Origin of the sequence: Mycolicibacter minnesotensis, assembly GCF_010731755.1 — a bacterium.
GTDB lineage: Bacteria > Actinomycetota > Actinomycetes > Mycobacteriales > Mycobacteriaceae > Mycobacterium > Mycobacterium minnesotense.
Window position 1 is genome coordinate 2,206,859 of record NZ_AP022589.1, and the last position, 25,105, is coordinate 2,231,963.

The 25,105-nt window shown below is 69.3% G+C and carries 19 protein-coding genes and 1 pseudogene; 9 read left to right on the forward strand and 11 right to left on the reverse strand.

The features are described 5' to 3' along the window. Nucleotides 1–28 precede the first annotated feature (28 nt). Nucleotides 29–1,063 carry a class II fructose-bisphosphate aldolase gene (gene fbaA / locus G6N09_RS10240; protein WP_083022572.1) on the forward strand — a complete coding sequence of 345 codons (1,035 nt, stop codon included), beginning with the start codon at nucleotides 29–31 and terminating at the stop codon, nucleotides 1,061–1,063. Between the two features lie 72 nt (nucleotides 1,064–1,135). Here the strand turns inward: fbaA and G6N09_RS10245 are convergent, their stop codons facing one another. Further along, nucleotides 1,136–1,951 (reverse strand): Rv0361 family membrane protein, encoded by an 816-nt coding sequence (locus tag G6N09_RS10245; RefSeq protein ID WP_083022573.1) that lies wholly within the window; start codon nucleotides 1,949–1,951, stop codon nucleotides 1,136–1,138. 112 nt (nucleotides 1,952–2,063) lie between these two features. Between G6N09_RS10245 and G6N09_RS10250 the strand changes: the two genes are divergently transcribed. After that, the gene (locus tag G6N09_RS10250) at nucleotides 2,064–2,480 is read left to right on the forward strand and encodes a DUF3151 domain-containing protein (RefSeq protein ID WP_083022794.1); all 417 of its coding nucleotides are present in this window, start codon (nucleotides 2,064–2,066) and stop codon (nucleotides 2,478–2,480) included. A 12-nt stretch (nucleotides 2,481–2,492) separates the two neighbouring features. Here the strand turns inward: G6N09_RS10250 and G6N09_RS10255 are convergent, their stop codons facing one another. The 3 genes from G6N09_RS10255 to G6N09_RS10265 form a co-directional block, all read right to left on the reverse strand. Next, nucleotides 2,493–3,377, reverse strand: coding sequence for a cation diffusion facilitator family transporter (locus G6N09_RS10255; RefSeq protein WP_083022574.1), 885 nt, complete (start codon nucleotides 3,375–3,377; stop codon nucleotides 2,493–2,495). A 78-nt stretch (nucleotides 3,378–3,455) separates the two neighbouring features. Continuing rightward, on the reverse strand, nucleotides 3,456–4,241 hold the full coding sequence (locus tag G6N09_RS10260) for a site-2 protease family protein (protein WP_083022575.1): 786 nt from the start codon (nucleotides 4,239–4,241) through the stop codon (nucleotides 3,456–3,458). 36 nt (nucleotides 4,242–4,277) lie between these two features. Continuing rightward, the gene (locus G6N09_RS10265) at nucleotides 4,278–4,934 is read right to left on the reverse strand and encodes a peptidase M50 (protein WP_083022576.1); all 657 of its coding nucleotides are present in this window, start codon (nucleotides 4,932–4,934) and stop codon (nucleotides 4,278–4,280) included. 110 nt (nucleotides 4,935–5,044) lie between these two features. Between G6N09_RS10265 and G6N09_RS10270 the strand changes: the two genes are divergently transcribed. Then, the gene (locus G6N09_RS10270; protein WP_083022577.1) at nucleotides 5,045–6,343 is read left to right on the forward strand and encodes an adenylosuccinate synthase; all 1,299 of its coding nucleotides are present in this window, start codon (nucleotides 5,045–5,047) and stop codon (nucleotides 6,341–6,343) included. Then, nucleotides 6,340–6,978, forward strand: coding sequence for a PaaI family thioesterase (locus G6N09_RS10275; protein WP_083022578.1), 639 nt, complete (start codon nucleotides 6,340–6,342; stop codon nucleotides 6,976–6,978). Before G6N09_RS10270 ends, G6N09_RS10275 begins: the two co-directional genes overlap by 4 nt. Nucleotides 6,979–6,985: 7 nt before the next feature. On the opposite strand, the gene G6N09_RS10280 is transcribed toward G6N09_RS10275, so the two are convergent. Both G6N09_RS10280 and G6N09_RS10285 read right to left on the reverse strand, forming a co-directional pair. After that, nucleotides 6,986–7,345: a DoxX family protein gene (locus tag G6N09_RS10280; protein ID WP_083022579.1), complete on the reverse strand. Its 360-nt coding sequence runs from the start codon at nucleotides 7,343–7,345 to the stop codon at nucleotides 6,986–6,988. Between the two features lie 35 nt (nucleotides 7,346–7,380). Next, complete coding sequence (locus G6N09_RS10285) at nucleotides 7,381–8,982, reverse strand: Na+/H+ antiporter (RefSeq protein ID WP_083022580.1); 1,602 nt, start codon at nucleotides 8,980–8,982, stop codon at nucleotides 7,381–7,383. Between the two features lie 78 nt (nucleotides 8,983–9,060). Here G6N09_RS10285 and purT point away from each other — a divergent pair, with 78 nt between their 5' ends. From purT to G6N09_RS10300, 3 genes are read left to right on the forward strand one after another with little or no spacing between them, the layout of a single operon-like run. Further along, nucleotides 9,061–10,308 carry a formate-dependent phosphoribosylglycinamide formyltransferase gene (purT, locus tag G6N09_RS10290; RefSeq protein ID WP_083022581.1) on the forward strand — a complete coding sequence of 416 codons (1,248 nt, stop codon included), beginning with the start codon at nucleotides 9,061–9,063 and terminating at the stop codon, nucleotides 10,306–10,308. A 43-nt stretch (nucleotides 10,309–10,351) separates the two neighbouring features. After that, the gene (locus tag G6N09_RS10295; protein WP_083022582.1) at nucleotides 10,352–10,756 is read left to right on the forward strand and encodes a rhodanese-like domain-containing protein; all 405 of its coding nucleotides are present in this window, start codon (nucleotides 10,352–10,354) and stop codon (nucleotides 10,754–10,756) included. After that, nucleotides 10,753–11,982, forward strand: coding sequence for an O-succinylhomoserine sulfhydrylase (locus G6N09_RS10300; RefSeq protein WP_083022583.1), 1,230 nt, complete (start codon nucleotides 10,753–10,755; stop codon nucleotides 11,980–11,982). The genes G6N09_RS10295 and G6N09_RS10300 overlap by 4 nt, the downstream gene beginning before the upstream one ends. Before the next feature lie 28 nt (nucleotides 11,983–12,010). Here the strand turns inward: G6N09_RS10300 and G6N09_RS10305 are convergent, their stop codons facing one another. From G6N09_RS10305 to G6N09_RS10325, 5 genes and pseudogenes are all read right to left on the reverse strand, one after another. After that, nucleotides 12,011–12,865, reverse strand: coding sequence for an SDR family oxidoreductase (locus tag G6N09_RS10305; RefSeq protein WP_083022584.1), 855 nt, complete (start codon nucleotides 12,863–12,865; stop codon nucleotides 12,011–12,013). Between the two features lie 54 nt (nucleotides 12,866–12,919). Continuing rightward, nucleotides 12,920–13,680 (reverse strand): annotated as a pseudogene (locus G6N09_RS10310) (isocitrate lyase/PEP mutase family protein). Nucleotides 13,681–13,698: 18 nt separating this feature from the next. Further along, nucleotides 13,699–14,883 (reverse strand): acyl-CoA dehydrogenase family protein, encoded by a 1,185-nt coding sequence (locus G6N09_RS10315; protein ID WP_083022585.1) that lies wholly within the window; start codon nucleotides 14,881–14,883, stop codon nucleotides 13,699–13,701. Nucleotides 14,884–14,921: 38 nt separating this feature from the next. Next, nucleotides 14,922–17,909 (reverse strand): PGRS repeat-containing protein, encoded by a 2,988-nt coding sequence (locus G6N09_RS20290; RefSeq protein WP_163752758.1) that lies wholly within the window; start codon nucleotides 17,907–17,909, stop codon nucleotides 14,922–14,924. A gap of 135 nt (nucleotides 17,910–18,044) precedes the next feature. Next, a complete protein-coding gene (locus G6N09_RS10325; RefSeq protein WP_083022586.1) occupies nucleotides 18,045–19,652 on the reverse strand; it encodes an acyl-CoA synthetase in 1,608 nt (535 codons plus the stop codon). 57 nt (nucleotides 19,653–19,709) lie between these two features. On the opposite strand from G6N09_RS10325, the gene G6N09_RS10330 reads away from it, so the two are divergent. Together G6N09_RS10330 and G6N09_RS20295 are read left to right on the forward strand one after the other, a co-directional pair. Next, complete coding sequence (locus G6N09_RS10330) at nucleotides 19,710–20,825, forward strand: alkaline phosphatase family protein (RefSeq protein WP_083022587.1); 1,116 nt, start codon at nucleotides 19,710–19,712, stop codon at nucleotides 20,823–20,825. A gap of 153 nt (nucleotides 20,826–20,978) precedes the next feature. Further along, nucleotides 20,979–25,055: a PE family protein gene (locus G6N09_RS20295; protein WP_163752584.1), complete on the forward strand. Its 4,077-nt coding sequence runs from the start codon at nucleotides 20,979–20,981 to the stop codon at nucleotides 25,053–25,055. Nucleotides 25,056–25,105 lie beyond the last annotated feature (50 nt).

A 25,105-nucleotide genomic window follows, 5' to 3' on the forward strand; every position in this document is an offset into this window, starting at 1 on the left:
TTTGGTCAGCTCAGAGGAGAGATTCCCCATGCCCATCGCCACCCCCGAGATCTACGCCGAGATGCTGGGCCGCGCCAAGGAGAACGCCTACGCGTTCCCGGCGATCAACTGCACGTCGTCGGAGACCATCAACGCGGCGATCAAGGGCTTTGCTGACGCGGGCAGCGACGGCATCATCCAGTTCTCCACCGGCGGAGCCGAATTCGGCTCTGGACTGGGCGTCAAGGACATGGTGACCGGTTCGGTGGCACTGGCCGAGTTCACCCATGTGATCGCCGCCAAGTACCCGATCAACGTGGCCCTGCACACCGACCACTGCCCGAAGGACAAGCTGGACGGCTTCGTCCGGCCGCTGCTGGCCATCTCGGCCGAGCGCGTCAAGGCCGGCCAGAACCCGCTGTTCCAGTCGCACATGTGGGACGGCTCGGCGGTACCGATCGATGAGAACCTGACCATCGCGCAGGAGCTGCTGGCCAAGGCGGTGGCCGCCAAGATCATCCTCGAGGTCGAGATCGGCGTGGTCGGCGGCGAAGAGGACGGCGTGGAAGCCGAGATCAACGAGAAGCTCTACACCTCGCCGGAAGACTTCGAGAAGACCGTCGCCGCGCTGGGCGCCGGCGAGCAGGGCCAGTACCTGCTGGCCGCCACCTTCGGCAACGTGCACGGTGTCTACAAGCCGGGCAACGTGGTGCTTCGCCCGGACATCCTGGCGCAGGGCCAGCAGGTGGCCTCGGCCAAGCTGGGCCTGGCGCAGGGCTCCAAGCCGTTCGACTTCGTGTTCCACGGCGGCTCGGGATCGCTGAAGTCCGAGATCGAGGAAGCGCTGCGCTATGGCGTGGTGAAGATGAACGTCGACACCGACACCCAGTACGCGTTCACCCGCCCGATCGCCGCGCACATGTTCAGCAACTACGACGGCGTGCTCAAGGTGGACGGCGAGGTCGGCAACAAGAAGACCTACGACCCGCGCAGCTACCTGAAGAAGGCAGAGGCCGCCATGACCGAGCGGGTCATCGAGGCCTGCAACGACCTGCACAGCGCCGGCAAGAGCCTCAGCAGCTAGGCGTTGACTCTGCGTCCACGGCGGAGAAGTCCGAGTGACCCCCGCCGTGGGCGCAGAGTCAATGAGGCTGGGCTAGCTGCCGTGGGACTGGCAGATCTTCCACTGGTCGTCGCGGAACTGCAGGTCAAAGCTGCGGGTTGAGCGGACCCGCGGCTCGTAGGCCATGAATGCGGTGACGTTGGCCTCGGCTTGACCGTCATTGACCACGACCTCGTCGATGCTGGCCACCACCGGATACTGCTTGGCCGCCGCGATCCGCCGGTAGGTGTCGTCCCAGGTCTTCTGGTCGTAGTTGACGTAGCGGTCGCGGATGTCGCCGCAGGTGAGGCTGCGCAACGCGGCCAAGTCACCGTTCTGCATGGCGACGTCGAAGTTCGAAATTGTGGTGCGGACGTGCTCTTCCTGCGACGCGGCCGCCCGAGTGTCGCGGGTCAGCCACAGCGTGCCCAGCACCGCGATGGCGGCGAGCGCCAAGATGATCAGGATCACCGCCATCACCCAGCCCCAGCTGCGTGACACGGTGGCTGGCAGTTTGACGCCAAGCCGCGCCGGAATCTGTTGCGGTATCGCCTTCCCCGCATCGTCGCCTTGCTGGGCGATCAGCTCGGTCTCGGCGTCACCCACCGACGGGATGACCTCGGTGTGCCCGGCATCGAAACCTGGGGCGGTGAAGCGGCGCTCCGGTGAACCGTCGGGCGCGGGTGCGGCGGGTGGGACCTCGGTGGTGATCACTTCGGTGACGGCCTCGGCTTCCGCCGCTGACTCGTGATCCGCTGAGGTGACAGGCTGAATCTCGGTGACCTGCTCGTCACCGTCGGGCTGATCTGTGGGAGTGGCCGTGGCGCCTTCGGTCGGCTCGGCGTTGTCCGGTTCCGGTGGGTTCGGCATGAGTGGCTGATCCTCCAATGTCCGCCGGCTGATTCGGATCGGCTGCCGCCAGTTTACTGAGCCAGCCGCCGGCTTGCGGGAGTGGCTGGCCGGGGACGGCACAATGGATGGCGTGACTCTCTCCGGTGATCTCCTCAGGCCCGAACCGATCTTGCTGCCCGGCGACCCCGAAGCCGAGGCCGGCCTGCGGGCCAACCAGAACCCTGCGATTGTCGCGGCCGCGCATCCGGCGGCGTCGGTCGCATGGGCGGCGCTGGCCGAAGCGGCGTTGGCCGAAGACAACGCGGTCACTGCCTACGCGTATGCACGCACCGGGTACCACCGGGGCCTGGACCAGCTGCGTCGCAACGGCTGGAAGGGATACGGTCCGGTGCCGTATTCGCACGAGCCCAACCGAGGTTTTCTGCGCTGCGTCGCCGCGCTGGCGCGTGCCGCCGACAACATCGGGGAGACAGACGAGCTGGCGCGCTGTCTGCAGCTGCTTGACGATTGCGACCCCGGCGCCCGCTCGCCGCTGGGGCTGAGCTGACCGCCGGCGCCATCAACTGATCGAGCAGCCCGCGCCCTGCCCGGGCGGTTCCACCTGCACGGTGGCGTGGGTCAGCCCGCGCGCCGCCAGGACTGCCCGCGCGTCGGCGAGCACCCGGCCGGCGTCGCTGGTGGCCCCCAGATGGGCGGTGGCCATGTCCCGGCCCGGGACCAGCGTCCAGACGTGCAGGTCGTGTACGTCGGTGACCCCGTCGAGGGCGGCGAGCGCCGCGCGGAGTTCCGCGACATCGATATGGCTCGGTGAGGCCTCCGACAGGATCCGCAGTGCAGCGCCGGCCAATGCGAACGCGCGCGGCAGCACCCACAGCGCGACGAAGACCGCGACCACCACGTCGGCGTAGGGCCATTCGGTGGTGAGGGTGACGATTCCAGCGATCAACACCCCCACACTGCCCACGGTGTCGGCGATCACCTCGAGATACGCGCCGCGCACCGCCAGGCTCTGTGCGGAGTCCGACCGCAGCAGCAGCGCCACGCCGATATTGACCACCAGCCCGGCCAGGGCGACCACGATCATCGGCATACCGGGCACGTCCGGCGCGGTGCCGATGCGGCGGATCGCCTCGGTGAGGATGAAGGTGGCCACCCCGATCAGCAACACCGCGTTGGCGACCGCGGTGAACACCTCTGCGCGGTGCCAACCATAGGTGCGCGACGGTGACGCGCTGCCCCGCCGGGCCAGCATCACCGCTGCCACGCCCATGAACAGGGCGGCCAGGTCGGTGAGCAGATGGCCGGCGTCGGCCAGCAGCGCCATCGAGTTGATGGTGATCGCGGTGGTCAGTTCGATGGCGAAGAACGCGGTCAGGATCGCGGCGCCGAGGGCCATCCGGGACAGTCGGGTGTCGGTGTGACGGTGTTCATGGCCGGCGCCCATGGGAGGTGAATATAGGCCGACGGTCCCGTTTACGGGCGTGAAGTGGGGTTCACGTACGCCCGGGGTTGGCCCTCGATCTCACAACCAGGAGCTCCAGAACTGGGTCAGGCTCAAACCCCAGGACACCAGTGCGCGCGGGACGTCGAACAGGTCGAAGAACCACAACACCAGCGAGAAGAACTTGTGGTTCACGGCGGGCGAGGCGAGCAGCAGCATCATCAGCACCAGCAGACCCCACTGCTGGAACGGTGCGACGGCGCGGCGCGTCGCGGGGCTCAGATGGGGCTTCAGCGCGCCGTAGCCGTCCAAACCCGGCACCGGCAACAGGTTCAGCACCATCGCCGTCAACTCCAGGAATCCCAGAAACGCCACCCCAGACCAGAACACGGGGTGCGCCGGGTCGTAGAGCGTCCGAGCGGCGCTCAGCAGGAGTACCGCCAGGATCAGGTTTGCTGCCGGTCCCGCCAGGCTGACCAGTGTGCGTCGACGCGGTGTCATGAACGAGGTGTTCACAAAGACCGCTCCGCCCGGCAGCCCGATACCGCCCAACAGGATGACTACCATCGGCAACACCAGGGATAGTGCCGGATGGGTGTAGCGCAGCGGGTTGAGGGTCAGATAACCGCGCATCTGCACGTCGTGGTCACCGAAGCGCCACGCCGTGTAGGCGTGGCCGAATTCGTGCAGGCACAACGAGACCAGCCAACCGGCGATGACGAACACGAACACCCCGGCGTAGGCCAGCGGCCGGATCTCCTCACCCGCCTGCCACGCCAGCGTTCCGCCGAGGGCCGTCAGGGCCATCAGCGCCAGGAACACTGGACTGGGACGAACCGCCTGGCCGCGCAGGGGATGGACGTTCACGCCCGTGAACCTATCGGCTGCGTCGACGGTGCGCCGTCATCGGACCAGCAGCCAGTCCTCGATGTGACGGTAGAAGGTAGACCGCTTCACCGTTCTGCTGCTGAAGGTGCCGTCGCGGACCACCACCGCGCCGGTGGTGCCCAGCTGCGCTGCGCGTCCCGTCGCCCAGCGGGCCACCCGGCCGCGCCGTCGCGGAACCCCGGCGCGCAGGCCCGGTGCCACGCCGATCGGCTGAATCAGCACTTCGGCCACCTCGCCGTCGAACAGCGTGGTGTCGTCCACGACGCCCTCCCCGCGCAGCGCCTGCGCGCCGTCGACCGGGAGCCACCGGCCGACACCGACCAGGGCGGTGCCGGCGTCGTCGCGGATCAACGGTGCCGGTCGGCCCGCGCCGCGCCGTGCTAGCCGTGCCGCCCGCCACCCGGCCGGGAGCCGGTAGGCGGCAGTGGCAGGCGTACGCCGTCGTGGCGCGTAGCCGACTTCGATGTCGAGGCGGTCGGTGCGCAGCAGCCGGGTCAGAGTTCGCGCCAGATCCGCGTCGGTGCCCACCACCACCAGACGGCGGTAGCGATCAATTGCGGCATCCATCAGATTGACGTCATTTTCGCCTCCGACCTGCACAGTTGGCAGTCCGCGGAGGGGTCGTGGCAGGGGTAGTCCGGCAAAGAGCAGCACGGTGGTTTCAGGCGGCATCGAGGCTCTTAATGCCGTTAGTGGCGTTCAACACGCTCCTTGTGAATCGCTTCGGATAGGCTCATTCCCCGGCTGGACCACAGTAAGCCAAGACAGTTAGCGAGAAATCCATGCCGGCAATCGTCGTCATCGGCGCCCAGTGGGGCGACGAGGGCAAAGGTAAAGCCACCGACCTACTCGGAGAACGAGTGCAGTGGGTGGTGCGCTACCAGGGTGGCAACAATGCCGGCCATACGGTGGTGCTCCCCACAGGTGAGAACTTTGCGCTGCACCTGATCCCCTCCGGGGTCCTGACGCCACACGTCACCAACGTGATCGGCAATGGTGTGGTGGTCGATCCCGGGGTACTGCTCGAGGAGCTGGCGGGCCTGGAAGGCCGTGGCGTAGACACCTCGAGACTGTTGATCTCCGCCGACGCACATCTGCTGATGCCCTATCACGTCGCGATCGACAAGGTCACCGAGCGCTACATGGGCAGCAAGAAGATCGGCACCACCGGCCGCGGCATCGGGCCCTGCTATCAGGACAAGATCGCCCGGATCGGGATCCGCGTGGCCGACGTGCTCGATCAGGAGTCACTGGCGAACAAGATCGAAGCCGCCCTGGACTTCAAGAACCAGGTGCTGGTCAAGATCTACAACCGCAAGGCACTGGATCCCCAGCAGGTCCTCGAAGATCTGCTGGAGCAGGCCGAGGGCTTCAAGCACCGCATCGCCGACACCGGCCTGCTGCTGGGTGCCGCGCTCGACCGCGGTGAGAACGTGCTGCTGGAAGGCTCGCAGGGCACCCTCCTCGACGTCGACCACGGAACTTATCCGTACGTGACGTCGAGCAATCCGACCGCGGGCGGCGCGGCGGTGGGATCCGGCGTCGGGCCGACCCGCATCACCACGGTGCTGGGCATCCTGAAGGCCTACACCACCCGGGTCGGCTCCGGGCCGTTCCCCACCGAACTGTTCGACGCTCATGGCGAATACCTGTCCAAGACCGGCGGCGAGGTCGGGGTCACCACCGGCCGTCAGCGTCGCTGCGGCTGGTTCGACGCGGTGATCGCCCGCTACGCCACCCGGGTCAACGGCATCACAGATTATTTCCTGACCAAGCTCGACGTGCTCTCCAGCCTGGAGACTGTGCCGGTCTGCGTCGGCTACACCGTGGACGGCAAACGCACTGACGAACTGCCGATGACCCAGGAAGAGTTCGCTCGCGCGGAGCCGGTCTACGAGGAACTCCCGGGCTGGTGGGAGGACATCTCCACGGCGCGCACCTTCGAAGACCTGCCCGCCAATGCTCGCGACTACGTGTCGCGCATCGAGGAGATCGCCGGGGCTCAGGTCTCCTGCATCGGAGTCGGTCCGGGACGCGAACAGACGATCGTGCGACGCGACGTCGTCGGGGACAGCGCGTGAGCGAGGCACGGCCGGAAGACGTCGATCCCGACTACGCCAGCCACGGAGGCTTCCCCGACCACGCTGTCGTCGATCCGAGTGCGGGCTTCGCGCGGTACGTCACCACGATGCGCCGCCTGCTGGACTTGTCGGTGTCCGCCGACCCCGACGAGGCCACCTGGGATGACGCTGCCGACCGCGCCCAGGCGCTGGTGGAGCTGCTGGACAAGTATCCGGCGCCGGAAGGCGTCGCCCCGGCCGGGCGAGCTCCCTCGCTGCCGGGCATGGGTAGCTTGCTGCTGCCGCCGTGGCGAGTCACGCGATTCGAACCCGACGGCGTCTCGATGAACGGCGCGTTCAGCCGGTTTCATGTGGGAGGCAATTCAGCGGTGCACGGCGGCGTGCTGCCGCTGCTGTTCGACTGGATGTTTGGCATGGTGGTGCACGCCGCAAACCGGCCGATCAGCCGGACGGCATTCCTGCACGTCGACTACCGCAAAGTCACCCCGATCGACACCCCTCTGCTGGTGCACGGCCGGGTCGAGCGGGTCGAGGGCCGCAAAGCCTTCATCGGCGCCGAACTCACCGACACCGACGGGACCGTGCTGGCGCAGGCGCAGGGGCTGATGGTGCGCCTGCTGCCCGGCCAGCCCTAGCTGTCGGTCACGGCCAGCGGCGCGGCGCACGCAGGGTCATGGCCGCGAACAGGGCCAGAAACGATGCCGCCGGGACGGTGTTGGCGACGCTGTCGCGGACGCGGACGTGGGCTCCGACCGCGAGAACGAAGTACAGCGTCAACGCCGCGGTGGTCAGTCTGGCCAGCCCCGGAAACCGGTGCACCGACAACAGACCGACAGCCGAAGCCGCTTTGACGATCGGCAGTACCGGCCGGATCTGTTGCGGGCACTCGACGGTGTCGAGCGCCGTGCTGATGAACGGGGCGGGGATGGCGCACAGCACCGCGTCGGCGGCTTGGAAAGCAGCCAGCCCGGTGTAGGTCTTCGGTGACGTCAGCACACTCATGCGACCAACTGTATTCGTGCGCGCCGGCGGCGGCGCTAGTCCACGTTCAGCGCCGCCTCTTCCAGATCCAGCCGGTACATGAGCGCGCGCAGGACCTGATCATCGATGCGCCCCTGGTCGCGTTCGGCGATCAGCGCCGCGCGCTCGGCGATCAGCATCTCCAGGCGCAGCCGGCGAAACGCCGCGGCGGCGGTCTCGTCACTGTCGGCGTCAGCGTCGGGGTCGAAGCGGCGCAACCGCTCCCGGGCCGCGTTACGCCGCCGCGTGTTCCAGCCACGCAACGCCTCAGCGGCTCGCTCGCTGGCCGGCGACGGCTCGGTCGACGCAAGTACCTCATCGAGCCGGTTGGCGGCTGCTCGGGCCGCCTTGTCTTGCGCGTTGGCCGAGGCGAGCGCGTCGGCGTGGGCCTGTTCGGCCTGCACGCCGAGTCGCCGGATCATCCACGGCAGGGTCAGCCCGTGCAGCAGCAAGGTTCCGATGACCACCACAAACGTGAGGAAGACCAGTTGAGGGCGGCCCGGGAACGGCTCTCCGGACAACGTCGTCAACGGAACACCGAACGCGGCCGCCAGGGAGACCACACCGCGCATCCCCGCCCACGACAGCACCAGCACCTGACCGTGCGTGGGGGCGGGCTCGTCCTGGCGGATCTTCGCCGACAGCGAGCGGGGCGCATAGGCGAAGACCACCATCCACACCGCGCGGACCACCAGTACCGTGCCGAAGACCGCCAGCGAGGCGAAGGTCAGTGTCGAGAACCGCACCCCATGCATGTCCTGCACCACCGTGGGCAGCTGCAGACCGATCAGCAGGAACGCCAACGACTCCAGCAAAAATTGCATGGCGCGCCAGACGGCCTGGTCCTGCAGGCGGGTGGCGTGGTGGGCACGGGTGAAGCGCTGGCCCAGAATCAACGCGGCGACCACCACGGCCAGCACCCCGGAGCCGTGGATCTCTTCGGCCACCAGATAGATCACGAAGGGCGCCACCAGACCGACCGCGCTCTCCACCAGCGGGTCGGACAGCCGGGCGCGGATGATCACGATCAGCGATCCGAACACCACCCCCGTCACCGCGCCGCCCACCGCGGCCATCGCGAAAGTCGCCAGGCCCATACCCCAGCCGGTCGCCGCGCCTATCGCCGCGGCCAGGGCCACCTTGTAGAGCGTCAGTGCGGTGGCGTCGTTGAGCAGACTCTCGCCGCTGAGCAGGGTCATGATCCGGCGGGGCAGCCCGAGCCGACGGCCGATCGCCGTCGCAGCGACGGCATCCGGCGGGGCCACGATGGCACCCAGCGTCAGAGCGGCGGCCGGGGTCAGTGCCGGCACCGTGAAGTAGGCGACCGCGCCGACGGCGACAGTGGTGGCCAACGGCAGGCCGACCGCTAGCAGCAGGATGGGGCGCTTGTTGCGGCGCATGCTGATGAAGGAGCTCTCCAGCCCGGCCGACCACAGCAGCGGCGGCAGGATCACGAATAGCACCAGATCGGGCCGCAGGGTGAACTCGGGGACCGCGGGAATCAGCCCCACCAACAGGCCGGTGATCACCAGCACCAGCGGGGCCGACAACTGGTGGTGCCGGGCGATCGCGGCTACCAGTACCGCGGCCACCAGGGGGCCCAGCATCGCCGCGTTCACTGGCCTTGCACCTCCGTCCGCTTTCACACCTATCCTGAAGGAGCATGCAACATTGCCGTGACGCGGGAGGGTGGGGCGGTGAACGGGCAGGCGGGTGAGTTGACGACCGAGCGGTTGTCCACAGACGGCCCCAGCCGGACCAGGGTTGCGTTGCTCGGGTCCGGTGACCTCAGCCGCGAATTGGTGACGGCATTGCAGCGCCTGGGCGCCGAGGTGATCGCGATCGACCGCTACGCCGATGCCACCCTGCACGGGGTCGTCGATCGCTCGGTGGTGGTCGATATCAGCGACAACGACGAACTGACGGCGGCCATCAGATGGTTGCAGCCCAAGTTCGTCGTGGTGGCCTCCGAAGTCGTGGCCACCGACGCGCTGACGGTCGCCGCCGACACCGGAGTCACCCAGTTGGTCCCCGGCATTCGCGGGGCCCGGTTGGCCGCGGATCCGGAGGGGATGCGGCGGCTGGCCGCCGAGGAGCTGGGGCTGCCCACCGCGCCGTATTGGTTCGTCGGCTCGGTGGAAGAACTGCGCGAGGTGTCCGAGCGGGCCGGCTACCCCATGTCGGTCAAACCGGTGGGCGGCTCGGTGGGCGAGGGCCGCTCGGTGATGGTGCGTGACAGCGACATCGAACCCGCGTGGCAGCGTGCGGTGGCGGCCGGTTCCGCGGAGACCCCGCCGCGGGTGCTGGCCGAGACCGTGGTGGAGTTCGACAGTGAGGTAACACTGCTGGCCGTGCATCGCGACAGCCCGGGCGGGCCGGCGCTGGACTTCTGCGCACCGATCGGCCACCGCAGCATCGAGGAGCCCGGCGGGCAACTGACGGTGGAGTCGTGGCAACCGCATCCGATGAGCGCGGTGGCGCTCGACGCGGCCAAATCGATCGCCGCGCGGGTCGCGCGGGCACTCGGGGGTCGCGGTCTGTTCGGAGTGGAGCTGTTGGTCTACGGCGATGAGGTGTACTTCGCCGGAGTCACTATGCGCCCCTACGATGCCGCGCTGCTGACCCTGCGCACCCAGCGGCTCTCCGGTTTCGAGTTGCAGGCACGCGGGATCCTCGGAATGGCGACCGACACCATCATGGTCTCGCCCGGTGCCGCTCGGCTGATCTACTCCCGCCGCGGCACCGTCAGCACGCCCACGCCGGACAGTGTCGCGGTGGTCGCCGATGCGCTCACCGTGAGCGAAAGTGACGTGGTGGTGTTCTCCCATCATGAGGGGCACCCCCGCCGGCGACTGGGGTTGGCGCTGGCCACCGGGCCGGACGTCGTGGTCGCGCGTGACCGAGCGGCGCAGGTCGCGACCGTTTTGGGCAAGCTCTGGCCGTGACCCCCCATGGCGCGAAACCGGCGCAGGTGCGAGACTTCCGCAGGTGAGCTACGCAGGAGATATCACACCCGAGCAGGCCTGGGCGATACTGCGCGACGACCCGGCGGCGACGCTGATTGACGTGCGCACCGACGCCGAATGGCGCTTCGTCGGTCTGCCTGACGTCTCCGGACTGGACCGCGAAGTCATCTGCATCGAGTGGGTGCACTCCGACGGAAGCCCCAACCGCGACTTCACCCGCGAACTGGCGGCGCGGGTGGCCGGCGGGCCCGCGATCTTCCTGTGCCGTTCGGGCAACCGCTCGATCGGCGCCGCCGAGGCCGGCACCGCGCTGGGTCTGACCCCGTCCTACAACGTGCTCGACGGCTTCGAGGGCCAGCTGGACGAGCACGCCCACCGGGGTGGCACCGGCTGGCGAGCCGTCGGCCTGCCCTGGACCCAGTCATGAGTGAGCAGGACCCCACACCGTCGGTTCGCATCCCCCGACCGCTGCCCGACGGCGTCAATGCGGCCACCCTGGGCGTGCGTGGTGGCCTGCTCCGCTCACAGTTCGACGAGACCTCCGAGGCGCTGTTTCTCAATTCCGGCTATGTCTACGATTCGGCGGCCGCCGCGGAGCAGGCGTTCACCGGCGAGATCGATCGATTCGTCTACTCGCGATACGGAAACCCGACGGTCTCGATGTTCGAGGAACGGCTGCGACTGATCGAAGGCGCTCCGGCGGCTTTCGCCACCGCCAGCGGTATGGCGGCAGTGTTCGTCGCACTCGGCGCACTGTTGAAGGCCGGCGACCGTCTGGTGGCCGCCCGCAGCCTGTTCGGGTCGTGCTTCGTGATCTGCAACGAGATCCTGCCCCGCTGGGGTGTGGAAACCGTCTTCGTCGACGGCGAGGACCTCACGCAGTGGGAGCAGGCACTGTCGGTGCCCACCGACGCGGTGTTCTTCGAGACACCGTCGAACCCGATGCAATCGCTGGTCGATATCGCCGCGGTCGTCGAGCTGGCTCACGCCGCGGGCGCGAAAGTTGTGTTGGACAACGTTTTTGCCACCCCGCTGCTGCAGCAGGGGCTGCCCCTGGGAGTGGACGTGGTGGTGTACTCGGGTACCAAGCACCTCGACGGGCAGGGGCGGGTCCTGGGTGGGGCGATCCTGGGAGACAAGGACTACATCGACGGCCCGGTGCAGACCCTGATGCGCCACACCGGGCCCGCCCTGAGCGCCTTCAACGCGTGGGTTCTGCTCAAAGGTCTGGAGACGCTGTCGATCCGGGTCGACTACGCGAACTCCGCGGCGCTGCGCATCGCGGAGTTCTTGGAGCAGCACCCGGCCGTGCGCTGGGTGCGCTATCCCTTCCTGGCGTCGCACCCGCAATATGACTTGGCGCGCAGACAGATGTCCGGAGGCGGCACCGTCGTGACCTTCGAGCTCGACGCTGCGCAGAATGCGGCTAAGCACAAGGCGTTCGAGTTGTTGGACAAGGTGAAGCTGATCGACATCTCCAACAATCTCGGGGACGCGAAGTCCCTGATCACTCACCCGGCGACCACCACCCACCGGGCGATGGGTCCGGACGGGCGGGCCGCTATCGGACTCGGTGACGGGGTAGTGCGCATCTCTGTCGGCCTGGAAGGCACCGACGATCTGATCGCCGACCTGGATCAGGCGCTGGGCTAGCTGTTACTGGCCCAGCGCCTGGTCAGTCCTAGTTGTCTTCGACGACGCCGGTGGCGTGCTGCGCGCGATCCTCGTAGGCCTTGCGGGCCGCGGTGTCGAACTGTAGAAACACGGTGTCGTTCTGGGTCTTCTTGTTCAGCCAGCGACGGCCCCCGTCCGGCAGCAGGCTCGCCAAGATCGAGACGCGCCGCCCAAAGCTGGGCACAGAGACCAACGTCTTGGGCTTGTCGAGCACTTTGACGACGCCGGCGGCGATGTCTTCGGGCTCCACCGGCTTCTGGGCTGACGACGGTGTCGTGCCCGAGATCAGTTCGGTGTTGGTGAAGGTGGGCAGCACAGCGGAGACCTTGACGCCGTGCGGCGCGAACTCGTCGGACATCGCGGTACTCAGACCGACGACGGCGAACTTGGTCCCGGCGTAGAGCACCTGGCCCGGTACGGCCACGATGCCGGCCAGCGAGGCGATGTTGATGATGTGGCCGCTGCGCCGCTTGATCATCTCGGGAAGCACCAGCTGGCAGCCATTGAGCACACCGTAGAAGTTGACCTCGGTCGCCGAGCGAATGCTCTCCGGCGACTGGTCGAGAAACGGCCCGACCGGCATCACGCCGGCGTTGTTGATCAGCACGTCGATGTGCCCGTCGCCGTCGGCGCGTGCCTTGTCCAGGAACGTCGAGAACGACTCACGGTCGGTCACGTCGAGCGGGTGTCCGGAGACCTGACCGCGCGAGCTCAGTTGCTTGACCGCTTTGTCCAGGACCGCGACGTCGCGGTCGCCGATGACGACACGGGCGCCCCTGGCCAGCAAGGCGGTGGCGGTGGCCAGCCCGATACCACGGGCCGCGCCGGTGATGGCAATGGTCTTGCCGCGAATGTTGTCCACGACGACGAACTTAACAGGTGTCAAGTTCGGTGTCGACGGTGCGGGAGGGCTGGTTCAGGACCAGCGTGTCAGTACTTCTGCGGCATGTCGGCCCAGGGCGCTCTGCAGCAGCGGCCCGAAGCTGACCCGTGCAACGCCCAGTGCTGCGAAGGAGGCACGGTCGGCGGTGTCGGCCGCGGCGAGCGCATTGATCGGCTTCGGCAGCGCGGCGGCCAGGACGCGCAGGGTGTCGGCGTCGTGGAAACCGATCGGGTAGAGCACGTCCGCTCCCGCGTGCGCACATTCGGTCAGTCGCGCGATGGCCCGATCGATGCGGTCGGCGTCATCACCGTCGTTGCGAAGGAAGAGGTCCGTACGAGCATTGATGACCAGATGGGCCCTGCCGCGTCGGCGGCAGCCCGCAGCGCGGCCACGCACTCGGCGTGCTCAGACGAAGAACGCAGGCGCTTGCCCTCACGGTGTACCGAATCTTCGATGTTGCACCCGACCACGCCGACATCGAGCAGACCCTCGACCAGTCGAGTGGGCGATTCGGCGTAGCCAGACTCGATGTCGAGCGATACCGGCACGTCGACCACGGCGGTGATCTGACGCGCTCGGTTTAGCACTTCGGTGAACGCCATACCTTCGCCGTCGGACTTGCCCAGAGATAGCGCGACCGGCTTGCTACCGATGGTCAGTGCGGGGAACCCGGCGTCGACGGCCAACGTCGCCGACCATGCGTCCCACACGGTCGGCAGGATCACCGGGTTGCCCGGCTGGTGCAGCGCGAGGAACGCCGCTGCCTGTTGTCCCAGAACTTCGCGAGTCGTCATGGTCGCAGCCCGCGCAGGTCAGCGGAAGGCGGCGAGGCCTGTGAAAGCCTGGCCCAGCACCAGCTGATGCATCTCGGGCGTGCCCTCGTAGGTCAGCACCGACTCCAGGTTGACCATGTGCCTGATCACCGGGTACTCCAGCGATATCCCGTTGCCGCCCAAGATGGTTCGGGCGGTCCGGCAGATATCCAACGCTGTCCGCGTGTTGTTGAGCTTGCCGAAGCTGACCTGTTCGGGGCGTAGCCCCGCACCGTCTTTGAGGCGGCCCAGGTGCAGCGAGAGCAACTGCCCCTTGTGCAGATCGAGGGCCATGTCGACCAGCTTTGCCTGGGTGAGCTGGAAGCCCGCGATCGGTTGGCCGAATTGGGTGCGCGCCATTGCGTAGTCGCGGGCCGCCTGCCAGGCCGACCTCGCCGCGCCCATCGCACCCCAGATGATCCCGTAGCGAGCCTCGGACAGGCTGGCCAGCGCGCCCTTGACGCCGCGGGCGTGGGGCAGCAGGGCGTCGGCGGGAAGCCGGACATCGTCGAGCACCAGTTCACTGGTGATCGAGGCGCGCAGCGACAACTTGTGGTGGATGGTGTTGGCGGTGAACCCGGGGGTGTCGGTGGGCACGATGAACCCGCGGATGCCCTCGTCGGTGGCTGCCCACACCACCGCGACGTCGGCGATCGAGCCATTGGTGATCCACATCTTGCGGCCGTTGAGAACCCAATCGGAACCATCGCGGCGGGCCCGAGTGGTCATGGCGGCCGGGTCCGAGCCGACGTCGGGTTCGGTGAGCCCGAAGCAGCCGATGAGCTCACCAGCGGCCATGCCCGGTAGCCACTGCTGCTTCTGCTCTTCCGAGCCGTTGTTGTAGATCGAGTACATCGCCAGCGAGCCCTGCACCGACACCAGCGAACGCAGACCGGAGTCGGCGGCCTCCAGCTCCACACAGGCCAGGCCGTAGTGCACCGCTGACGCCCCGCTGCAGCCGTATCCGTCCAGGTGCATGCCCAACAGCCCGAGTTTGCCGAACTCGCGCGCGAGTTCCCGGGCCGGCAGGTCGCCGATCTCGAACCATTCGGCGATGTGCGGCGTGACGTGTTCGGCGCAGAACTTCGCGACGGTGTCACGCAGCGCGATCTCGTCGTCGGAGAGCAGGCTGTCCAGACTCAGCGGGTCGATCGGGTCGAAGGGCGCGGTGCCACCGGTTGCCATCCGTTCATCCTGCCACCTGGGTGGCGGCGTGGATCAGCTCAGCTTCCGCCGTCAGAACTCGCGCTGGGCACCCCGGGCGCTCCCGGGGTGCCATCGGCTCCGCCGTTGCCGCCGGCCCCACCGGCCGCTCCGGCCACGCCGTCGGGCTCGCCGTCGGCACCGTTGCCGCCGGCCCCACCGCGACCGTTGCCGCCCGCGCCGATCTGACCACCGTTGCCGCCGTCGCCGCCCGCGCCACCGGCACTGCCAGGCCCGGTCTCGGTGGCGTTCGTGCCATTGCCGCCGTTGCCGCCGGTCCCGCCGTCGCCGCCCTTGACCGCCCCTACGCCGGTGCCGCCTGCGCCGCCCTTGCCGCCAGCTCCGCCTGCGCCGCCGGGGACGGTGGTGCGCTCGGTGGTCTCGTCAGCGGGCGTGGTGTAGTCACGGCCGCTGGTGCCGGCGTTGCCGCCGGTGCCCCCGTTACCGCCGGTGCCGCCGTCCAGCCCGGTGCCACCGTTGCCGCCGGCGCCACCCTGGACAGTGGTGCTGGTGCCGCCGGTGCCGCCGTTGCCCCCGGTACTGCCGGTACCGATTCCGGCACCGCCATTTCCTCCGGTGCCGCCGGCGACGCCACCGGTCAGCGAAGCCGCGGAACCGCCCTGGGCGCCGGCCCCGCCGGTGCCTCCGGTGCCGCCGTTGACTCCGGTGCCACCGGTGCCACCGGTGCCGCCGACGGCTTCGGTTCCGCTGCCCCCGGCTCCGCCGTCGCCACCTGTGCCGGCATTTCCGGCGCCGCCACCGCCGCCGCCACCGCCGCCGCCCGAACCTGTCTCCGGCCGGGTGCCGCCGTTCAGGAGGGTCTCGAAAGCGTTGAAAAGGCCACCCAGGCCGACGGCTCCGGTACCGCCGGACCCGCCCTGCCCGGCGACTCCGCCGTTGCTGCTGCCCCCGGCTCCGCCGGCTCCGCCATTGCCGCCGCCGCTGCCGAAGAGAGAGCCCGTCCCGCCCGTTCCTCCGGCGCCGCCGTACCCGGCAGACGCACCGTCGGTGCCGTCGCCGCCCGTCCCACCGGTACCGCCATTGCCTCCGGTTCCGGAGAAGAGGCCGCTAGAAGCCCCGTTTCCGCCTGTTCCGCCGTTGCCGGCCAGGGCGTCGGTGCCGCTGGCATCGCCGCCGTTACCTCCCGCGCCGCCGCTGCCGGTGGCACCTGAGCCGCCCAGCAAGCCGCCGCCGCCGCTGCCGTCGCCGCCCGTGCCGCCGCTGCCGGCCAGGCCCTCGGGCCCGCTGACGTCTCCGCCCGCTCCGCCGGCGCCGCCGTCTGCGCCGCTACCGCCGAAAATCGAGGTGATCGAGCCGAAGAGGGGATTCTCCAACACTCCGGACGTAGCGGCGAGCCGGTCGATCTGGGCCTGGATTTCCTCGGGCGTTTTGCCGGAGAGGACCGAGAGCTGCCTGAGCGCTCCGCCGAACTGCTCGGGCGAGCTATAGACACCGCCGAAAGAACCGGCGTTACCGCCGTCACCGCCGCTGCCCGCCGTGGCACCGGTGCCGGTGCCGGCACCGCCCGTTCCGCCGACACCTCCGGCGCCGGCAGTACCGCCGCTGACGATGGCGCCCAGCCCGCCAGTGCCACCGTCACCGCCCGTACCGGCGACGCTGTCGGCACCGGTGGCAGCGCCGCCGGTGCCGCCGGTCCCGCCGTTTCCGCCCTGCCCGCCGAACAGGAACCCGCCGATACCGCCGAAGCCACCCTGGCCGCCCGCGCCGGCAGTGCTGCCGCCACCGACTGCGGCGCCGCCGGTGCCACCGCCACCGCCCGCACCGCCGTTGCCGCCGAAGATGGCGAAGGCAGTGCCGCCTTGACCGCCGACGCCGCCGGCTCCTGCGAGGGCGTCGTCGCCGTCAACGGCGCCGCCGGCCCCGCCCTGGCCGCCGGCGGCGCCGGTGCCGCCGAACAGTGAGAAGGTCCCGCCGCCCATTCCGCCGTTGCCGCCGGCGCCGCCCGCCTCGGTGGCGTCACCGCCGGTGCCACCGGCACCGGCCGCCCCACCGGTCACTCCGCCGAATCGCGCCCATGACAGGCCGCCGTCGCCGCCGGTGCCGCCGACTCCACCGGTCAGGCCGGCGCCCCCGGCCCCGCCGTTGCCGCCGGCGCCGCCGATCTTGAACAGTTCAGCTCCCAGCGATGGTCTCGAACCTTCGTCCGTCGGTCCGTTGGCGACGGGGACACCGCCGTTGCCGCCGTTGCCGCCGGCCCCGCCGATTCCGTCCAGTGCGTCGCCGCCGGCACCGCCGTTGCCGCCGAAACCGCCTACGGAGAACCACATTCCGGCCGCGCCGCCGCCGTCGCCGCCGTCGCCGCCGATTCCACCGACCAGGCCCTCGCCGCCGTCACCTCCGGCGCCGCCGAACCCGATCAGCGCACCGCTGATGCCGCCGTCGCCGCCATCGGCGCCGGCCCCGCCGATTCCGCCGGCCCCGCCATTGCCGAACCAGACCGCTGCGCCGCCGTCTCCGCCGGCCACCCCGGCGATGTCGGCGTCATAACCATTACCGCCATCGCCGAACAGCCAGCCACCCGTGCCGCCATTGGGGTCGATCTCGGTGCCGTCGACGCCATTGCAGATCAGCCCGCACACCGCGCCGGAGGCGAACAGGGGATTGATCAGATCGCCAACCTGCTGCCCGAAGGAGCTGGACATCCAGTCCTGCATGCCGGTGTGCAACTGCAGATAGAGGCCCTGGGTGAAGTCATCGAGGCTGAATGCCGAGTAGTCGGCCGCGCCCACGCCGTCGAACCAGGAGGACAGGTCGCCCAGGCCCAGGGCGGTGGGGTCGAACACCGCGGTGCCGATCTCGGTGAAAAATCCGGTGTCTGACCAGTTGGCCGGGTCGAACCAAAAACTCGGGTCGAGCAGGTCCTCCAAGTCCGCGTTGGCGGTGGGCGCCAGCCCCAGCGGGCTCACCCCCAAGGCCAGAACGGCCGCCGCGGCGCCCGTCACCAGGCCTCGACGACGACGGTGAGCGGTGCGGTGTTGACGCGACATGGGGGCCTCTCAGCGGGCGGTCGCGGCGACAGCGCCGAACCGGATCAGGGGTCTGTGATCCGGAATTTACCGTAACTTAAGCATGTCTGCAGGGTGCTGACTGGCCGCTGCCGGTGACTTCGAAGGTGCAGGCGGTTATTGCGCGTCCTGCTGTGGTGAAAGCCTCTCGCGGAGCTGGTATTTCACCACTTTGCCGGACTGTGTCCGGGGTAGGGCGTCGATGAACTCCAGCCGGATGGGCAACTTGAACGCCGCGAGTTTGCCGCGAGCGTGGTCGCGCAACTCCTCGAGTTCCAACGACGCGCCCGGGCGTAGCGCCACCACCGCGGTCACCGCCTCACCCCACTTCTCGTGCGGGGTGCCCAGCACCGCCACCTCGGCCACGGCAGGATGCCCGTACAGCACGTCTTCGACCTCGGCGGGATAGACGTTCTCGCCGCCTGAGATCACCATGTCCTTCACCCGGTCGAGCACCCAGATGTAGCCCTCGTCGTCGGCCTGCCCGATATCACCGGTGTGAAACCAGCCCTGCGCGTCGATCACCGCGGCGGTGGCCTCGGGGTTGCGCCAGTAGCCGGCCATCACCTGCGGCCCGCGTACGCAGATCTCCCCGCGTACGCCGGCCGGTACCGGCTGATTGTCGATATCGACGAGCCGCACATCCGACAGTGGCAGCACCTGATTGCCCGCGGCACCGATCTTCACGCCGACCTCATCGGTGCGCAGCACCAAGGCCAGCGGCGCGGTCTCGGTGAGCCCGTAGCCCTGGGCGAACGGAATGCCGCGATCGCCGTAGAGCCGGATCAACGGTTCGGGCACGGGGGCGCCACCGCAGACGAAGTTGCGCACGCTGGACAGGTCGGTGTCGGCGAACTCCGGCCGCTGGCTCATGAACAGAAACATCGCCGGGACCCCGAACATGGTGGTGATCCGGTGCTCGGCGATCAGCCGGAGCGCCTCGGCGGGGTCGAAGGTGGGCATCAGCACGATCTGCCCACCCTTTTGCAGGGTGACCAGCGTGGTGACGTTGAGGCCGCCGATGTGAAACAGCGGCGCGCAGACCAACGACACATCATTCTGGCTGGTGTCGAACGTCAGCAGCGCATTGACGTTGTTCCAGAACAGGTTTGCGTGGGTGAGCATGGCCCCCTTGGGGTGCCCGGTGGTGCCGGAGGTGTACATGATCACCGCGATGTCGTCGGGGTCGGCGAACACCGGCTCGGCCAATGGAGCGCGCTGCGCCAGGAGCTCATCGAGCACCTCCGTGCCCGTTACGGGGTCGAGGGCGATCAATCGTTGCAGCCCCGCCTCCGCGCGCACCGGATCGATCACCGCCGCGCGCTCGGCGTCGGCGATCAGGGTGTGCACCTGCGCATTGCCCAGGATGTAGCCGAGTTCGGCGGCGGTCAGTCGCCAGTTCAGCGGGACGAAAGACGCCCCGATCCGGGCGGCGGCGAACAGTGTCACCAGGAAGTCGGGGTGGTTCAGCCCCGCGTAGCCGACTCGATCTCCGCGCTCGGTTCCCCCGGCGGTCAGCTCGGCCGCCAATCGGTCTATCCGATCGGCGAAATCGCGGTAGTTCCAGGTTGTCTCACCGAAGGTGATGGCCGGAAGCAGCGGCGTCGCCGCCGCCCGCCGGGCGATCCAGGAGCCGAGGTCGATCGGGGGTGTCTGCACTCGAAGAACGCTAACCCCGGCGGTGTCGGGGCGTGTGCGGTTCGCGGTACGCGCAGCGGGATCCATCGAGGACCGATCAGACCTGCGCTGTAGCGCACAAACGGTCGATGGCAGGCTAAACCGGTGCCCGGTTCGATCTGCGACATTCTGCCCTCCACGGCCGCACTGCTCGGGGCTCCGGACGCAACCGACACACTCGGCCTGCGTGAGAGTGTCGGGGACGTGCGGCGAGTGGTGTTGGTGCTGGTCGACGGGCTGGGCTATCACCTGTTGCCGCAACTGACCCGCGATGCGCCGCTGCTGGCCTCGGCGCTGGCCGGCACCACCGGGCACCTGAGCGAGCTGTCCTGCACCTTCCCCTCCACGACGCCCACCAACCTGGTTTCGCTGGGCACCGGCGTGCCGCCCGGTGAGCACGGTGTGCTGGGTTTCACCGTCAACATTCCCGGAACCGAGCAGGTGCTCACACACATCTTCTGGGGTGATCAGCCCTCGCCCACGGTGTGGCAGCCGGTGCCCACCTGGTTCGAGCGGCTGCGTGCCGCCGGAGTGGGCGCCCGCGCCGTGCTGCCAGAACTGTTCGTGGGCAGCGGCCTGACCGAGGCTGCCTATCGCGGCGCGGAGTTCTGCCCGGTGGGCAAGGGTGAGTCCTATGCGAGGCGCGTCGTGGCCGAACTGGCCTCGCCGGGCCTTGTCTACGCCTACACCGCCGCCCTCGACAATGCGGCACACGCGTCGGGCGTCGGCTCAGCGCACTGGCACGCCGCTGCCGCCAGGGTCGATGCCCTGCTGGAGCATCTGCTGACAAACCTGCCCGACGACGCGGCGCTGGTGGTCACCGCGGACCATGGCGGGATCAACGTGCCCGACCGGGCCCGCATCGATCTGGACGCCGATCCGGCGCTGAGCGCCGGCATTCGGGTGGTCGCCGGCGAGCCGCGGGTCCGCTACCTACATACCGAACCCGGCGCCACCGCAGATGTTTTGGCGGTCTGGACCGAGCGTCTGGCCGGTCGGGCAGTGGTCCAAAGCCGCGAGCAGTTGGTTGACTCCGGGGTGTTCGGGTCGGTGCCCCAACGGCATCTGGCGCGTATCGGCGACGTCGTGGTGACCTGTACCGGCGACACCGCGATCCTGGCGAGCAAACACGAGCCCCCGCAAGCGTCGGCGCTGGTGGGCTTCCACGGTGCGCTGACCCCAGCCGAGACAGCGATCCCGCTCATCGTCTTCTCTCGTTGACTCTGCGCTGACGGCGTCGAGTTCGCGCACTTTGGCGCTGTGGCGACCAAGAGATCTTTTCCGCCGGTGAGGATTCGTTAACGTGCGCGTAACCTGAACTTCTGATAAGACTTCGTTATCCACAGGTTGAACTTAGAAGCAGGGGTAGCTGTGATGGCCGGTCGTAAGTCGAAGAAGCGTGGTGGCGTCACCGCAGGTACCGCAGCATCCATCGGTGCTTTTTTGGCGTTCGGGGTCGCCCCGATCAGCGCAGCGCCGACGGTGCACGCGGATGTGCCGGCCCTTGACTGGCTAGTCGATGTGGTTGACCCGGTGACGATGGCCGGGGCGGCCGATGCCTCGACGGCGATCGACGTGGGCTCCTGGCTTTCCCCTCTGGATCTGAACTGGATGGCTCCGTCATTCTGGGATCACCTGCTGACGAGCAGCAGCGAGTCTTGGTGGGCTTTGCCGGGCGCCGGCGACGCTTTGCCGGCGACGGACTGGGTCGAGGTTCTTAACCAGTGGATCTATCAACCTTGGTATTCGTCCATGCAGGATTGGTTCCGTAGCGATCTAGGTCAGGCTGTCAGCGGATTCGTGAACCAAGCCAGCGGCCGATACCTGATCGGTGACGGGGCTGATGGCACCGTGGACAATCCCGACGGCGGTAGCGGCGGATTGTGGTTCGGCGACGGCGGCGACGGTTTTGGTGCCAGCGGTAACGGAGGGAACGCGGGCTGGTTCTTCGGCAACGGAGGTGACGCCGGTAGCGGTACCGACACGGCTGTGGCGGGCGACGGAGCCGGGGAGCAGATGTTCGCCGCAGCTCGGGTTGCTCCGATTGACGGGGCGCCGGGACGTGGCGGCGATGGAGCCTTCCTGTTCGGCAATGGTGGCAACGGCACCAATGGTGGCGATGGTCAATTCGGCGGTAACGGCGGTGCCGGTGGTGCCGGTGGTGCTGGTGGCTGGATCTGGGGTGCGGGCGGAGATGGAGGCCGGGGCGGAAGCGGATCAGCGGCCGGGGACGGTTGGGGCGCTGGCCAGGGTGGCTCCGGGGGCACCGGCGGAGCGGGCGGCTTCCTGTTCAGCAACGGCGGCCGCGGTGGCGCCGGAGGCTTGGGCGGCAACGGCATGGCGGGCTCGGCCGGCACCGCGGGCAGCGCGGGAGGGTCGGGGTCGGATGCCGGTACTGGTGGTGTCGGGGGTACTGGTGGCCGCGGTGGACTCTTGTTCGGTTCCGGCGGTTCCGGCGGCTCCGGCGGCGCGGGTGGCGTTGGCGGCGCTGGCGGCGTCGGCTACACCGCAGCTGCAACCGCATACGGCATCAATGGAGGCAACGGCGGCGATGGTGGCCATGGCGGTACCGGTGGTGTCGGCGGAGGCGCCGGGCAAGCCGGGCTGTTCGGGGGAGCCGGTAGCAGCGGTGTCGGCGGGCAGGGTGGGGCCGGCGGCAACGCCGGCGTAGCTGGTGACGGCACAGCAGGTCGTGCTGGCGATGTAAGCAACCGCGATGGCGGCGACGGTGGCCGCGGCGGCAACGCTGGACTAGCCGGTCAGGGCGGGCTTGGCGCAGGCGGTAGCGCCAACGGAACTACCGGATTAGCGGCCACCGGTGGGGGCAATGGCGGAGCTGGCGGCGCTGGTGCCGCCGCAACCACGGCCGGGCAAACCGGCGGTGCCGGCGGCCGCGGAGGGGACGCCGGTGCGACTGGCATTGGTGGGCGCGGCGGTGACGGCGGCGCTGGATTCGCCGGCAAAGCGGGCAGCGCTGGCGCACCCACCGGGTCTTCGGGCAGCAATGGCGGGGCTGGCGGGGCCGGTGGCGCGGGCGGCTCGGTGTCGGGCAATGGCGGTGCCGGCGGCAATGGTGGCGCCGGCGGTGCCGGCGGTAGTGGGGTCAACGGCGTCAACGGTGCGGTGGGCAGTTTCGCCGGTGGTGGCACTGGTGCCGGTGGTGACGGCACCGCCGGCGGTAGCGGTGGCAATGGCGGCAATGGTGGTGCCGGTGGCGTGGGTGGTACCGCTACCGCTGGCACCGCTGGAGCCAATGGCGCTGGTGGTGTCGGTGGTGCGGGCGGAAACGCAGGGGTGGCGGGTAACGGCGGAAACGGCGCCGATGGCACCGCCGCGCATGTCCACGGTGGTGCCGGTGGGCGTGGTGGTGACAGTGCGGGAGTGGGGTCTGGTGGGCAAGGCGGCTTGGGTGGTGATGGTTCCACCCGGGCTGCCGGGGGCAATGCCGGAACGATAAGCGGCGGTAACGGCGGTAGCGGCGGCAAGGGGTACACCGCCACGATTGCCGGTGCCACGGGCGGTAACGGCGGTAACGGCGGTGGGGCTGGCAGCCACGGCACGGGCGGCGCGGGCGGCGCGGGCGGCAATGGCGGCGCCGGGACGGCCGGGACTGCCGGCACCTCCACCCAGATCAACGGCGGAACCGGCACCGATGGTGGACGCGGTGGCAACGGCGGTAGCGGCGGCAAAGGTGGTGCGCTGAGCGGAAGCGGCGGTGTCGGTGGTGCCGGTGGGTCCGGCGGAACTGGCGGGACCGGCGGAACCGGCTACAACAACAACGGCGGTAGCGGTGGAGTCGGCGGCACCGGCGGTAAAGGCGGCGACGCCGGAAGCGGAGGAACCGGTGGTGCTGCGGTAGCAGCCACGGCCACGGGCGGGGTCGGCGGAGCAGCCGGTAACGGTGGGGTCGGCGGTACCGGCGGCACGGGTGGTCAGAACCCAGTGGGTGATTCGGGCGGCAACTCGGTCAACGGGGTCCTCGAGCGCGCCTTCGGAAACGTCGGTGGTACTGGCGGGACCGGCGGCGCGGCCGGCCACATCGGCGCCGGCGGCCTCAACGGGGCCGGCGGCCATGCGGCCAGCGGAGCACGCGGTGTCGGCGGTGATGGCGGTGTGGGCGGTGCTGGTGCCGCGGGCCTGAACGGCGCCGGAGGTATCGGCGGCACCGGTGGAACAGGTGGCATGGGTACCGATGGCGGGAATGCCGGCGCGGGCGGCCGCGGCGGTAACGGCGGCACGGGTTCTGCCTTCGGCATGAATGTGACCGGAGGCAGCGGCGGTGCCGGTGGCGCAGGCGGTGCTGGTGGCCAGAACGGGCCGGGCTACGGCGGCGGAGGCGGCGGAGGCGGCGGTGCCGCGGAATCCGACTGGGGCAAGGCGACCGGAGGCGCCGGGGGTAGTGGCGGCGCCGGGTCGGGGACTGCCGCTGGCGGCCATGGCGGGGTGGGCGGCCGCGCATCCGTAGCCGCGGCCGACGGCACTGCCACTGGCGGTGCCGGGGGCCGCGGGGGCGATGGGACAGCGTCGGGGACCGGCGGCGCGGGTGGCTCGGGAGCCGAGGCGAGAAGCAGCGGATCCGGGCGCGGAACCGTGATCGGTGGCGCCGGGGGCAATGCCATCGGGACCGGCAACGGCGGAGTAGGGGGTACTGCCTATCAAACCAACACCACCACCAGCAACGTTGGAACGATCGTCACCGGTGGCCGTGGCGGCGACGGAATCGACGGTGGAATTGGCGGTGCCGGCGGTTATGTGTACATGACGTACACCAACAGCACCAACAGCACGTTCACCGGCGGCGACGGCGGCAGCGGTTCTGGCGGCAGCGTCGGCGGTGAGGGCGGCGATGTCTACTACAACGGCTCGAGCAGCAGATATGGCGAGGTCACCAACAGCACTTTCCTCGGTGGTGCGGGCGGTGATGGTGGTCGAATCGGTGCCAATGGCGGAATTGGTGGTAACGGTGGACACGGCGGAAGCGTCAACCCGTTCACCGCTCCAGGTGGAACAAGTGTCGTCGTTGATCGCGCGAGCGCGACCGGTGGCGCGGGCGGCGATGGTGGTGCTGGCGGCAACGGAGCCAGAGGCGGCTGGGGCGGTGCTGGTGGCGGGGCCCCGGTCCTGCGAGGTTCAACGGGTGCGGTCGGGGTCGGCGGTGCGGGCGGTGCCGGTGGTGCTGGGGGCAACGGCGCGGTCGGCGGCAACGGCGGCGACGGTGGGTACGGTGTCGCCGCTGTTCGACAGGCAGGGATCGGTGGTGCCGGCGGCGCTGGTGGCGCCGGCGGTGCGAGTGGACCCGCCGGCGATGGTCGCGGTGGCAACGGTGGTGGCGGCGGCGATGGCGGGATGACCAATGTCGGTGGGACCGGTGGAAACGGCAGCAATGGCAACGCCGGTAAATCCGACGGCACACGTGGAACTGATGGGTTCCGTGGCCCCAGCCGGCCATAGCTGACCCAGCTGGCGCGTCTGCCGCCTCACTTCCGCGACGGTGTTGTGCA